The sequence below is a fragment of the Constrictibacter sp. MBR-5 genome, assembly GCF_040549485.1.
Classification (GTDB): Bacteria; Pseudomonadota; Alphaproteobacteria; order JAJUGE01; family JAJUGE01; genus Constrictibacter.
In genome coordinates, this window is sequence record NZ_JBEPTK010000025.1 from 32,939 (window position 1) to 45,794 (window position 12,856).

The window sequence follows — 12,856 nt, forward strand, 5'->3', positions numbered from 1 at the left end:
CCGGTCTGACGACGATAGGAGGCCGCCAGGAAATGCCGCCGAACTGGTCGGGTGGTTTTCGCCACGATCTCGATGTCGATGAGGGTGGTGCTCTGCGGCATGTCGCTGGAGAAGCCCATGTCGGCAAACGCCTTGGCCACGACCAGAAAGGAGCGGCGCGACAGGCGCAGAACCGGAATGGCATCATCGCGATCCTGGACATCGGCAGGCTGAGGATCGAGGACGAGGCCGCGCCCGTCGGTGTCGCTGACCTTCATTACCGCGGCGACACCGTTCCATCGTTCTATTGTGCGGAACGGCATTGCTGCTTCCCTTGGTCGTTTCCAGGGCGCGTAGCCTGTGGAAAGGCGTGTGAGGCGATACCTTACCCGCAAGATTGCCGTTCACCGTGGCATGATCTGCGCCGGTGACGGTCGACTCTGAAAGAGGCATTGACGACCATGACGGTGATGGCCTCACCGATGCCTCGCATCGCCGATCCGGCACGTAAGGCGTCGGCCGCCTTCGCATACGGCAGGAGTGGAGGGTGACCTCGGGCGTAGCGCGACGAGTGCCAAAGGCCGGTGAGGGGCGGAGATGCCCGTCGTTCTATTCGGGGAACCCGATGGGCATTGCCCAGGGGCTGGTGCATTAACGCGAAACCAGGCAGGAGCAGGGGAGGGGGCGCGGCCGGATGAAGGAGGCTGTGCTAATGAAGTCGCCGGATCGGCATGGTCGTGACCGAAGAGGTAGTCGGCCAGCATCGCCGCCGCGGGCATGCTCTCGGCGAAGACACCCACGGTGCCAACCAGTGCTTAAAACATGGCAACTGCGACCGCGTAAATTGTAACTGCTAGTGCGATCATGCTCGGAAGCATCACAGCTGCACCAAATACGACTGCCAGGGAACTGACCCACCCGATCCGACTTCTCGTTGCCGCCATGGCTATATCCTCTAAAAGTGGTGTCGAGCCGGTTCGGTGCGTGTGATCAGATACGTCATCCTGCTCTTTATCCTCTCAATTTGTCCTCTCGGCGACCCGAACGATCCGGAACCGGCCGATCGTCCTCCTGGTCGAGGAGTACCCTTTCGGCTGCCCCGTCGAGATCTTCATACTGATCGCTGCGGACCGACCAGAGGAACGCCATCAGCCCTACGACGCCCATCCCCAAGGCGATCGGTACCAGCCAAGCCAACGAAATCACCGTGCGGCCTCCAACGCGATAGGCACCGGCGCACCAGGTCCTTCCGAAGCCACTGTCCGGCCTCGCATCGAGGGAAACCTCAATGCGTTCGCCACGACGAGAATGGAGGAGAGCGACATGGCGACGGCGGCCATGAGAGGCGTGACATAACCGAGCAGCGCCACCGGGATCACGAGGACGTTGTAGGCGATTGCCAGGGCCAGGTTCTGGTGTACGAGGCGGCGGGCCGTTGCGGCGATCGCGATGGCGTCGGGCACGGCCATCAGTCCGCGGCCGAAAAACACGAGGTCGGCCGCTGCGCGTCCGATATCGGCCGCATTCCCTGGAGCCATCGAGACATGGGCGGCGGACAGTGCCGGCGCATCGTTGAGCCCGTCCCCGACCATGAGGGTCCTACGACCGTTCCGGGCTAGTTCCTCCAGGCGGGTGACCTTGCCCTGCGGCAGGAGGCCTGAGCGGAATGCCGCGATGCCGAGGGCGGCTGCCATTCGGGAGACGGGTTCCCGGCGGTCGCCGGAGAGCATCTCGACCTCCAGCCCGGCGGCACGAAGCCCATTCACGGCCTGCCTTGCCTGGAGGCGGGGCGTATCCGAAAAGCTGAAGGATCCCAGGAACTCGCCGTTGCAGGTCAGCGTGCTACCCTGGTCCGTGCCGGAATGGGATGCCTCTCCCTGGGAGCGGACCCATTCGGCTTTTCCAAGCCGGTACACATTCGAGCCGATCCGTCCTTCGATCCCGAGCCCCGGCTGCTCCCGGAACTCCTCGACGTCCAGACGTCCCTCGGCGAGCGCCGCCACGGCGCGGGCTGCGGGATGTCGGGACCGGGCGGCCAGCGCCGCCGCGGCGGCAAGATGTTCGTGTGGGACGCTACAGTCCGTGACGCGCGGATCGCCGAGGGTCAGCGTGCCCGTCTTGTCGAAGACGACAGTGTCCACCTCGGCGAGCCGTTCGAGGCCGCTGCCGTCCTTGAGCGCGATGCCCCGCTCGAACAGTCGCCGCGCGGCCATGACCTGCGCCATCGGGACCGCCAGGCCCAGCGCGCAGGGACAGGTGATGATGAGGACCGAAATCGCCACCGTCAGCGAGCGGTGCCAGTCTCCCGTCGCTGTCATCCAGCCGACGAACGCCAGCATCGCCAGCGCGTGCACGAACGGCGAATAGGCTGAAGCTGCGCGATCCGCCAGCCGCCTGTATTTCGCGCGCCCGTGCTCTGCCGCCTCCATCAGACGGGCAATGCTCGCGACGAAGGAGTCCGCCACAGGCCGCGTCACCGTCACCTCGAGCGATCCGTCGAGGTTCAGCATGCCCGCCAGGACGGAACTGCCCGGCTTCACGGGGAGTGAGGCCGCTTCTCCGGTGACGATGGCCGCATCCACGTCGGCGGATCCGGACGCCACCACCCCATCGAGCGGGATCCTTTCTCCCGGTGCGACGAGCACGCGCTCCTGCGGCGCGATCTCCTGGAGGGGCTTGTAGGAGACCTCGCCGTCGGGCGCGACGACCGCGGCACCCCGCGGCATCATCCGCGCGAGGCCCAGCACCGCGGTTCTGGCCTTGCTGCGCATCATGTGGTCGAGCGTGCGGCCGGCCAGCAGGAAGAAGATCAGCGACGTCACGGCGTCGAAATAGGCGTGTGGATTGTTCCGCAGGGTGTCGTGCAGGCTGAGCGCCAGTGCGAAGAGGATCCCGACGGAGATCGGCACATCCATGTTCGCCCGTCCGGATTTCGCCGCAGACCAGGCCGAGAGGAAGAAGACCCGCCCGGAATACAGGACGACCGGCACCGCCAGCACCGCGGACAGGATATGGAAGAGATGCCGCGTACCTTCGCCGGCGCCCGACCACACCGACACCGAGAACAGCATGATATTGAACGCGCCGAAGCCGGCCACGGCGGTCGCGCGGACCAGTCTCCGCATCTCCTGGTTCGTTTCCGGCTCGTCGAGGGAGAAGAGGCTGGCGTCGTATCCGGCGGCGGCGAGAGCCTGGAACAGCGGCGGTGCCTTGCCGGCTTTACGCCATTTCACCGTGGCCCGTCGCGTGGTCAGGTTGAGACGCGCCGAGACGACTCCCTCGAGTGGCGTCAGTGCGGCCTCGATCGCGGCGATGCAGCCGCCGCAATGCGCCGACGGTACGGAAAGATCAGTTTGAAGAAGATCCTCGCCGACCGTCCGGCTCGCCAGACGTATCTCCTGGTCGGAAGGCCATCCCGACCGGGGCGCGTACTCGGCCGCTACCGCTCCGAAGGCGCAGCAACTCACCCCTGGGCCTCCGGTCGCGACATCGCCCTGTAGGCATGCCACGTGGCATGTCCCAGCAGTGGAAACACCACGACCAAACCCACGAGCCAGGTCGCGACGCACACGAGGAACAAGGCGAACACGATCGCCCCCCAGGCCACCATCGGGACGATGTTGTTCCACACCAGCGCCATGCTCGTGCCCATGGCGGTCAGCGCATCAGCTCGCTGGTCGAGCAGCATGGGGATCGAGAACACGCTGATCGAGAAGGCGAAGGCGGCAAAGAGGCCGCCGATCGCGGTGCCGACGACCAGCATGGCCCATCCGGTCGGGCTGGTGAGGAGCAGGTCGACGATGTGCTCGATGCCGGGAAACGGCTTCACCCCGAAGAAGAGGGCGTAGATGAGGACGGCTGCCCGCATCCAGAGGAGGGTGAGGAGGCAGAGCAGGAGGCCCGTGAAGTAGACCTGAGCGCCCGACCGGGGCTTGGCCAAGAGCATCCGGGCCAGGGTAGTCCTCTCTCCGGCCTCTCTTTCCCGGCTTTTCGCATAGAGCCCGATCCCCAGGATGGGGGCCACGATCAGGAACCCCGCGAGCGCGGGAAACAGGATGTAGTCCTGCCCGAAATGCGTCAGAAGCCACACGAAGCCAGCGGAGAGCAGGAAGATGCCGAAGCCGTAGGCGAGACTGGGGCCTGGTTGGGCCGCCAGATCACGCCATCCCGCGGCCAGCCACCGCATGCCGGCATTCGTCGGCAGGTGCCGCTTCCAGCGCTCGTTCCTGGTTTCCTCGATGCTGGAGGTCTCGCTCAGCAGCCAGTAGCCCTCGTCCGGTCCGCTCATCAGTCACTCCTCAGCAGGCGGATTTCGCCGCCCTGAAGCTGCCGGGTCCGGTACCGGCTTCCTTCAGGTGGGGCACACAGTCCGGCTGCGAGCCGACCGCGACGTAGACCAAGTGGATGTTGGCTGCGGCCAGCAGCAACAGCGCCGCCGGGACAAGGGTCCAGACGAGGAGCCGCACCTTCCTTCGCCTCTTGCCGGGAGCGGGCGTCATGGCGTCTCCACCCCCAAGGAGTGCACGTACAGCGCGAGGATCTTGATCTCGGCGTCCGTGAGGCGCTCGTCCCAGGTCGGCATGTGGCCTTGCCTGCCGCCGTGAACCGTGGCGATGATGGTGTCGAGGTCGCCGCCGTAGACCCAATAGTCGTCGGTGAGGTTGGGGGCGCCGAGTTCCCGCGTTCCCCGGGCGTCCTCGGCGTGGCATGCCGCGCAATTGGCCAGATAGACTTCCCGTCCGGCTTCCAGGGTGTCGACGTTCTGGGGGGTCGAATAGTCGGGATTGCTGAGGGAATAGACGTAGGCGGCGGCAGTCTTCACCTCCTCGCGATTGAGGATGCCGTCGCGGCCGAAGGAGGGCATCTGCCCGATCCGGCTCTCCGGATGTTCGGCGTTGATGCCGACGCGCATCGTCTGGGCGATCTCTTCCACGCTGCCGCCCCAGAGCCAGTCGTCGTCCGTAAGATCGGGATAGTTCGCCCGGCCCCTGCCCTCGACGCCATGACAGACGGCGCAGTTGTCACCGAACAGCTGATGCCCGCTGCGACGGACGATGGACATGAGTTGCTGATCGGCGCGGATCTCGTCGAAGTCGGCAGTCTCGATGCGTCCCACCCAGGCGGCACGTTCGGCCTGCGCCCTGACGAGGTCCTGTTCCACGGTCTTCCACTGATCCGTATCGAGCAGGCCCTTGGTGTAGGTCGTCCCGAGCGGCCATGTCGGCATCAGAAACCACACCACGACTGCGAAGACGTGCGTCACGATCAGGAAGATGAGCACGCCACGCGGCACCGGCGTATCGAGTTCGGTGATGCCGTTCCACTCGTGGCCAGTGGTCCTGTGACCACTGACGGGATCGCGCTGCTCTACTTCCATGGCTTGTCGTCCTGGTCGAGGATGCTCTTCTTGGCCGATTCGAAGCGCTTCCTGTTCGAAGGCCAAAACGTGTAGACGAGTACGCAGATCGCGAGCGCGATCAGGTAGAACAGCCCCCAGCTCTTCGAGAAGGCGACGAGACTGTCGTGGTCGATGTCCATTCCGTCTCCTCCTCTCCGGTCAATTGATGGGTTTCGGTACTTCCTCGGGCGCGGCAGTGCCGAGATACGCCGCGGCGGTCAGCCTCCCGAGGACCTGAAGATAAGCGACGAGAGCGTCCATCTCGGTGACGCGCGTGGCGACGCCGTCGAACGCTCTCACTTGCGTGTCCTCGCCGTAGCGTTCCGAGACGCCTTCGGCGGCGGAGCCGCTGTCGGGCGTCGCCTGTCCGTACGCGTCCCTGGCGGCGTTCCCGATCATCTCGTCGGTATAGGGGACGCCGACCGCCCGCAGCGCCTCGAGATGCAGCGGCAGATCGTCCAGCTTCAACGTGTTCCGCGCCAACCAGCGGTAGGCAGGCATGTTGGATTCCGGCACGACGTCCCGCGGGTTCGTCAGATGGGCGACGTGCCAGAAGTCGCTGTACTTGCCGCCGACGCGGGCGAGGTCCGGCCCGGTGCGCTTCGAGCCCCAGAGCATCGGGTGATCGTACTTGGATTCGACGGCGAGCGAGTACGGCCCATAGCGCTCGACCTCGTCGCGCAGCGTGCGGATCATCTGGCTGTGGCAGGCGTAGCAGCCCTCGCGCATATAGATGTTGCGGCCGGCGAGTTCGAGCGGCGTGTACATGCGCATGTCCGGCGTTTCCTCGACGGTCTCGTCGATGGTGAACAAGGGAGCGATCTCGACGATGCCCCCGACACTGGCTGCCGCGATGATCGCGAGCACGAAGCCGATGGCCGAGCGCTCCAGCCTGCGGTGAAACAATTCGGGCATGATTCTACTCCGCCGGGGCGGCGACAGCGCCGGTCAGGGGAGCATCCGCCTCCGCGGGCTCCGCCACGGGAGCGGTGCGGGCCGTCATCCATATGTTGTAGCTGCCCACGATGGCACCGATCAGGAACAGCAGTCCGCCGATGGCGCGCGCCACGTAATACGGGAACATCGCGACCAGCGAATCGATGAAGGAGTAGGCGAGCGTGCCGTCCTCGGTGTAGGTCCGCCACATCAGGCCCTGGATGATGCCGGAGTTCCACATCGCGAAGACGTAGATCAGCGTTCCGGCGAGTGAGAGCCAGAAATGCACTTCGACCAGCGCCGGCGAGTACATACGCTCGCGTCTCCAGAGAGACGGGACCAGCGTATAGAACGAGCCGAAGGTGATCAGCGCGACCCATCCGAGTGCGCCGGCATGAACGTGGCCGACGGTCCAGTCGGTGTAGTGCGACAGCGCGTTCACAGGCCGGATCGCCATGAACGATCCCTCGAAGGTCGAGAGCCCGTAGAACACCGCGGCGACCATGATGAAACGGAGTGTCGCGTCGTCCCTGACTTTATGCCAAGCGCCGTTGAGGGTGAGGAGAGCATTGCCGGCCGACGCCCATGACGGCACCAGCAGCATCACGGAGAATGTCATGCCCAGCGTCTGCACCCAGTGGGGCAGGGCGGTGTAATGCAGGTGGTGCGAGCCGGCCCACATGTAGAAGAAGGTGATCCCCCAGAAGCTTAGGATCGAAAGGCGATAGGAAAAGATCGGTCGCTGCGCCCGAACGGGCAGGTAATAGTAGAGCATCCCCAGGAATCCCGCCGTCAGGAAGAAGGCGACGGCGTTGTGGCCATACCACCACTGCACCATCGCATCCTGGACGCCCGGCCAGACCGTGTAGCTCTTCGCGTGTCCCAGCGACACCGGAACGGCGATGTTGTTGACGATGTGGAGGATGGCGACGACGAGGATGAAGGCCAGAAAGTACCAGTTGGCAACGTAGATGTGGGGCTCCTTCCGCCGCGCCAGCGTGCGCAGATAGAGCACGAAGTACGTTACCCAGACGACCACGAGCCAGATGTCGGCGTACCACTCCGGCTCGGCATACTCCTTCGATTGGGTGACGCCCACGAAGTAGCCGGTCACGGCCAGCACGCAGAACAGGTTGTAACCGATCAGGACGAACCAGGGTGAAAGCTGGTCGGGCAGGCGTGCCCGCGATGTTCGCTGAACGACATGAAACGACGTCGCAATCAGGGCATTCCCGCCGAAGCCGAAGATCACACCGGTGGTATGGGCGGGTCGCAAGCGGCCGAAGCTCGCCCACGCCTGATCGAAGGTGAAGTCCGGATAAGCCAGAAGCACGGCCACCCATACCCCAATGAACATGCCGAAGACCGCCCACGCCATCGAGATGGCGATTCCGGCCTTGATGGGCTCGTCATAGTAGCGCGCAAGACGCTCCTCGCCCGGCTCCGGTTCCTGATACGCATGGACCACGGCGAACGTGCACGCCAACCCGAACAGCAGGATGATGAACCCGTGCATACCGAGTGCGTCCTGGCGTCCTGCGGCAGCCAGAATGAGCCCGCACAAGGCGACCGCGGCGGATATCACCAGTGCGAGTTGACGCTCGGTGGCAGTGAGTGTTGCGGCCATGCGGGCAGTCACTTTTTCCGATCATCGGGGGGAGGGAGCACGGGGGGCTGGTGTCGATGGTGCTCTGATGGTGCGCGGCGGGGTCCTGCAGGGCGCAGGGCATCGATGCGGAGGTTGCCGGATCCGGCCGGTATATTTTCCGGCGAGCCACGGAGTCTCGTAGGTCGCGAATTGTGCGGACCGAACATAGGGCCATGGTACCCCCGAAGTCGGCTATGGCAAGACAGAGCGCGCGAGCATGGCGAGGGACCTGGGGTTTGGGAACATCAGGGCCATCGCCTGACGGGGAATCAGATCAGGCCGAGCGCACGCATGGCTTCCGCGACACGGACGAAGCCGGCGATGTTGGCGCCGAGGACGTAGTTGCCCGGCGACCCGTATTGTTCGGCAGTGTCGGCGCAGCTGTCGTGAATGTTGCACATGATCCGTTCCAGCCGTTCCTCGGTCTCGCGGAAGCTCCAACTGTCGCGGGAGGCGTTCTGCTGCATCTCCAGCGCCGAGGTGGCGACGCCGCCGGCATTGGCGGCCTTGCCGGGAGCGAAAAGGACGCCCGCCTCCTGAAAGATCCGCACCGCCTCGGGCGTGGACGGCATGTTGGCACCTTCGCCCACAGCGATGACGCCGTTCTGAACGAGCTGACGGGCGTCCTTGCCGTTCAACTCGTTCTGGGTCGCCGACGGCATCGCGATCTCGCAAGGCACGTCCCAGATGCGACCCTTCTCGATGTAGTGTGCGCTAGCACCCTTCAGACGGGGATATTCCGAGATGCGCTCGCGCCGAATCTCCTTGATCTGCTTAACGAGATCCAGGTCGATCCCGCTCTCGTCGACGACATAGCCGCCGGAGTCGGAGCAGGCGACGACCTTGCCGCCGAACTGCAGAATCTTCTCCATCGTGTAGATGGCGACATTGCCTGAGCCTGAGACGGTCGCGTGCTTGCCGTCGAAATCGGTGCCACGTGTCGCCAGCATCTGTCGCACGAAGAAGACAGCGCCAAACCCTGTCGCCTCGGTGCGGGCGCGCGATCCGCCATAAACGAGGCCCTTGCCAGTCAGCACACCGGCCTCGTAACGGTTCGTGATCCGCTTGTATTGGCCGAAGAGATAGCCGATCTCGCGCCCGCCGACCCCGATGTCGCCCGCCGGCACATCGGTATACTCGCCGAGGTGGCGATACATCTCGGTCATGAACGACTGGCAGAAGCGCATGATCTCGGCGTCGGAGCGACCGCGCGGATTGAAGTCGGAGCCGCCCTTGCCGCCGCCGATCGGTAAGCCGGTCAGCGCGTTCTTGAAGGTCTGTTCGAAGCCGAGAAACTTGATGATGCCGAGATTGACCGACGGGTGAAAGCGCAGCCCGCCCTTGTAGGGGCCGAGGGCGGAGTTGAACTGCACCCGGAAGCCACGGTTGATCTGCACCTGTGCGTGATCGTCGACCCAAGGCACGCGGAAAATGATCTGCCGCTCCGGCTCGCAAAGTCGCTCGATCAGCGCTCCGTCGGCATAGGCGGGATGGCGGGCGACAACCGGGCCGAGGGACTCCAGGACCTCCCGCACGGCCTGGTGAAACTCCTCCTCACCAGCGTTGCGGCGCAGCACTTCGTCAAGGATCGGTTGCAGCTTCTCGTCCATACTCACGACGCGATGTCCTTCGTTGCTGAACGGCTTCGATGCTTGCGGCACCGGTGCCGCACGCGCGATATCATTCCACCTGTCGCTCTGTTATGGCGCTTTCCTGTGCAGCGTCGACCGGAAATCGACGTCACCTCAGACGGCGAACACACTTCCGCCTCTGCGACAGGCAGTTAACAGGCGCCATTTATGACGCTTGGCTGCGCAGCCTGGGGGCACCCAATCTCGTGTCGCCCTCCTCGTCGCTCGCGCCGCCGAGGTGGCGCGGACCTTCAAGCCGCTGCTGCAGCACGGCCGATCCCTGTCACTGACGACCGCGTGAGGCTGACGGTGAACGTCCAACTTGAATTTTCGGTGGTTCCCACCGCGAACCGCAAGAAGTGACGGTCGATCGGTGGCTGGTCAACCTCCGGGAGTTCGGGACCTGGTAGCCCTACCGTCTGGTGAAACTGATGCCAATCCTTGATCACGACAGCGGAGGGGCTAAGTGAGATACCAGCCACCGCAAGCTACCGAGAATGCGGTGCGCTAAAGGGCAAGATGGCGCAGCCGCCAGTGCCGCTGCATCGATACAGAGGGAAGAGTGGATGAAGGATCAGCGGATCTTGTGGGGCGTCCTTCTGGTTGCGGTCGCCTTGTTCATGGTGTGGAACCTAGGGTTGTTCGCCTGACGCTCCAGGGCAACGAGCGGCGCAAGTGCTACATCCGACACCATGCGCTCGCCGCTATGCTGTTTTTCGCCTTCGTGACGCCCGCAGCACCAGCCTCTTCAGCCACCAGCTCTCTATGCAAGATCAAGCCGAGGACGAACTGCACGGGGGTTGATCTTTCAGGCCGTGATCTCGCCGGCGCCAGCCTCTCCGACGCCGATCTGTCAGGCGCTAACCTGGCAGGAGCGAACCTGAGCGGCGTCGATCTTTACAGCACCAACCTGTCAGGCGCAGTGCTCGTCGGTGCGCAACTCACAGGCGCAATCCTTAACCGGGCGGATTTGTCGAACGCCAACCTGTCGCGAGCGGATTTGACAGCCGCCGACATACGGGCGGCAGACTTATCCGGCGCCGACCTGTCGAACGCAAAGCTCGATCGGGCGGAGTTCACCTACAGCGACCTGAGCGGCGCCACGTGGACCGACGGGCAAACCTGCGCGCCTGGTTCCGTAGGCGCCTGTAAGCCCTAGCTCTCGCCGACGGCGGAGGTGAGGCGGCGCGTGCAGCAGTGGCCTACCCATTGCTCTCACACAAGGAGCGAGAGTTCATCGCTCAAGCCGCTCACCGACAAGCTGGTCCGGTGACGCAATCCTATAAGGGGCGCCGATAAAGCGGCGATTGGGCTGTTTCCTAGATCCTCGCAGAGGCTAATGCTTCTTCGAGATCGGAGATGAGATCGGACTGGTTCTCGAGCCCAACCGAGAGCCTTAGTAGGTTATGCCCGATGCCAGCGGCCCGTAGAGCATTGGGCGAGAGACTCGCGTGTGTCATCGTGGCGGGATGAGCAACCAAGCTCTCGACACCACCCAGCGACTCCGCCAGGGTGAATACCTGAACGTGCTCCACGAACTTCCGCACACTCTCTGGGCCACCCGCGATTTCGAAGCTGAGCATTGCGCCGAATCCGCGCTGCTGTCGGGCAGCGATCGCATGGCCGGGATGGGAGGGCAACCCCGGATAGTGGACGGCATCGACCATCTTATGCGCGGAGAGATATTCCGCTACGGCAGCCGCGTTGCGTTGCTGGTATTCGATCCGAGGGAAGAGTGTCCGGATGCCGCGAAGCGTCAGGAAGGCATCGAAGGGAGCACCTGTCACACCGGTCATGTTTGCCCAGGCTTTAAGGTGCTCCACCATGTCCGCATCGGCAGCGACGACGGCGCCGCCGACCACGTCGGAGTGACCGTTCAGATATTTGGTGGTGGAGTGAACGACCATGTGCGCGCCGAGCGAGATGGGCCGCTGCAGCGCTGGGGATAGGAACGTGTTATCCACCACGATCTTTGCGCCGACTGCTCTCGCCCGTGCGGACACCATCTCGATGTCAGTGATCCGCATCAGCGGGTTGCTGGGCGTCTCCAGGAGCACGAGAGCCGGGCGCTCTTCGAGTGCGGCAACGACCGTCTCCTCCCGCGTCTGATCAACGAGCGCCAGGCGGAAGTGGCCTTGGGCCGCGCGGGCCGAGAGCAGGCGAAGAGTGCCACCGTAACAGTCATGCGGCGCGATCAGCAGGTCATCAGGCTTTAGGATCGTCAGCACCAGATCGATGGCGGCCATCCCCGAAGAGGTTATGATCGCGCCGGCCCCGCCCTCAAGGCGGTTGATCGTGTCGGACAATTGGTCGCGCGTCGGATTCGTGGCGCGTGAATAGTCGTAGCCACGGTGCGCGTCGAAGCCGGTGAATTCATAGGTGCTCGACAGGTAGAGCGGCGGAACTACCGCGCCGTATGCCTTGTCCTCGGCCACACCATTCGCTGCGGCAATGGTCTCAGGTGAAAGTTCCATGATTGGGCTCCATCCGCTGCTGGCTTTACCATCCGTCGGTCACGCGGCTACGCGCTAAGAGTGATCGTGTCGCAGGAAGCGCTCTCGTCCCTGCCCGAAGCTCGGCGATCGCGAGTGCACGTGGGAAGAGTGCTCGCCGAAGCTCGGATCGCGCTGGACCCGCTTCGCGTCTACGCCTGGATTTGCATCGGCGCGTCAGGCGTGACCGCGATCACCCCCTGATCGGGGACATCCTGTCACGGTATCGATATGCGATCCACGACGGTTGCTTTGCTCATTCTGCTACTCTCGCCCGCACTCGCGGCGGAGCCTTATGATCGCGCCCTGTATCGCCACTGGATCGATGCCGACGGGGACTGTCAGGACACCCGCGAGGAGGTGCTGATCGCCGAAAGCTTAGTGGTGGTGCAGCTAGACCAACCCGGCTGCAAAGTCCTCGTCGGCCTCTGGGTCTGTCCATACACCGGCTCCGTCGTGACCGACCGCCGACAGATCGACATCGACCATATGGTGCCCCTCGCAGAGGCGCACGCATCTGGTGCCGACATCTGGGACGAGGAGCGGCGGCAGGCATATGCAAACGATCTCGACAAGCCGGATAGCCTGGTCGCTGTTCTGGCTGGCGCCAACCGGTCGAAGGGACCGGACCCGATCAGGCGGTCGACGGCGTCGTCCGTTGGCGGCGCATCGACCTGCGGTGTCAAACGGCGTTCAAAGCTGACCCCGTATCGGCTTGCAATATTGACCCCCTGAAGTGCTCGCTGCCGTCCTGGGTGATGCGGAGCCGTAG

The 12,856-nt window shown here is 64.2% G+C and carries 12 protein-coding genes and 1 pseudogene; 2 read left to right on the top strand and 11 right to left on the bottom strand.

Going from position 1 to position 12,856, the window contains the following annotated elements:
• Nucleotides 1–37: 37 nt before the first annotated feature.
• From ABIE65_RS26440 to gdhA, 10 genes and pseudogenes are all read right to left on the bottom strand, one after another.
• Nucleotides 38–245, bottom strand: a pseudogene (locus ABIE65_RS26440) (IS5/IS1182 family transposase); the annotation flags it as partial.
• A gap of 745 nt (nucleotides 246–990) precedes the next feature.
• Entirely contained in the window at nucleotides 991–1,185 is a 195-nt protein-coding gene (gene ccoS / locus ABIE65_RS26445) for a cbb3-type cytochrome oxidase assembly protein CcoS (protein ID WP_354081759.1), read from the bottom strand.
• Nucleotides 1,182–3,446, bottom strand: coding sequence for a heavy metal translocating P-type ATPase (locus tag ABIE65_RS26450; protein WP_354081760.1), 2,265 nt, complete (start codon nucleotides 3,444–3,446; stop codon nucleotides 1,182–1,184). The genes ccoS and ABIE65_RS26450 overlap by 4 nt, the downstream gene beginning before the upstream one ends.
• Nucleotides 3,443–4,267, bottom strand: a complete 825-nt coding sequence (locus ABIE65_RS26455; RefSeq protein WP_354081761.1) for a DUF2189 domain-containing protein — start codon at nucleotides 4,265–4,267, stop codon at nucleotides 3,443–3,445. The genes ABIE65_RS26450 and ABIE65_RS26455 overlap by 4 nt, the downstream gene beginning before the upstream one ends.
• A 10-nt stretch (nucleotides 4,268–4,277) precedes the next feature.
• Complete coding sequence (locus ABIE65_RS26460) at nucleotides 4,278–4,478, bottom strand: hypothetical protein (protein WP_354081762.1); 201 nt, start codon at nucleotides 4,476–4,478, stop codon at nucleotides 4,278–4,280.
• Complete coding sequence (gene ccoP / locus ABIE65_RS26465; protein ID WP_354081763.1) at nucleotides 4,475–5,356, bottom strand: cytochrome-c oxidase, cbb3-type subunit III; 882 nt, start codon at nucleotides 5,354–5,356, stop codon at nucleotides 4,475–4,477. Before ccoP ends, ABIE65_RS26460 begins: the two co-directional genes overlap by 4 nt.
• Complete coding sequence (locus ABIE65_RS26470; protein WP_354081764.1) at nucleotides 5,347–5,517, bottom strand: cbb3-type cytochrome c oxidase subunit 3; 171 nt, start codon at nucleotides 5,515–5,517, stop codon at nucleotides 5,347–5,349. The genes ccoP and ABIE65_RS26470 overlap by 10 nt, the downstream gene beginning before the upstream one ends.
• Before the next feature lie 19 nt (nucleotides 5,518–5,536).
• Nucleotides 5,537–6,292, bottom strand: coding sequence for a cytochrome-c oxidase, cbb3-type subunit II (gene ccoO, locus ABIE65_RS26475; protein ID WP_354081765.1), 756 nt, complete (start codon nucleotides 6,290–6,292; stop codon nucleotides 5,537–5,539).
• A gap of 4 nt (nucleotides 6,293–6,296) precedes the next feature.
• On the bottom strand, nucleotides 6,297–7,940 hold the full coding sequence (gene ccoN, locus ABIE65_RS26480) for a cytochrome-c oxidase, cbb3-type subunit I (protein ID WP_354081766.1): 1,644 nt from the start codon (nucleotides 7,938–7,940) through the stop codon (nucleotides 6,297–6,299).
• A 290-nt stretch (nucleotides 7,941–8,230) separates the two neighbouring features.
• Entirely contained in the window at nucleotides 8,231–9,571 is a 1,341-nt protein-coding gene (gene gdhA, locus ABIE65_RS26485) for an NADP-specific glutamate dehydrogenase (RefSeq protein WP_354081772.1), read from the bottom strand.
• Between the two features lie 727 nt (nucleotides 9,572–10,298).
• Between gdhA and ABIE65_RS26490 the strand changes: the two genes are divergently transcribed.
• On the top strand, nucleotides 10,299–10,751 hold the full coding sequence (locus tag ABIE65_RS26490) for a pentapeptide repeat-containing protein (RefSeq protein ID WP_354081767.1): 453 nt from the start codon (nucleotides 10,299–10,301) through the stop codon (nucleotides 10,749–10,751).
• 160 nt (nucleotides 10,752–10,911) lie between these two features.
• On the opposite strand, the gene metB is transcribed toward ABIE65_RS26490, so the two are convergent.
• Nucleotides 10,912–12,066 carry a cystathionine gamma-synthase gene (metB, locus tag ABIE65_RS26495; RefSeq protein WP_354081768.1) on the bottom strand — a complete coding sequence of 385 codons (1,155 nt, stop codon included), beginning with the start codon at nucleotides 12,064–12,066 and terminating at the stop codon, nucleotides 10,912–10,914.
• Nucleotides 12,067–12,336: 270 nt separating this feature from the next.
• On the opposite strand from metB, the gene ABIE65_RS26500 reads away from it, so the two are divergent.
• The gene (locus ABIE65_RS26500; RefSeq protein ID WP_354081769.1) at nucleotides 12,337–12,819 is read left to right on the top strand and encodes a hypothetical protein; all 483 of its coding nucleotides are present in this window, start codon (nucleotides 12,337–12,339) and stop codon (nucleotides 12,817–12,819) included.
• The last annotated feature ends 37 nt before the right edge of the window (nucleotides 12,820–12,856 follow it).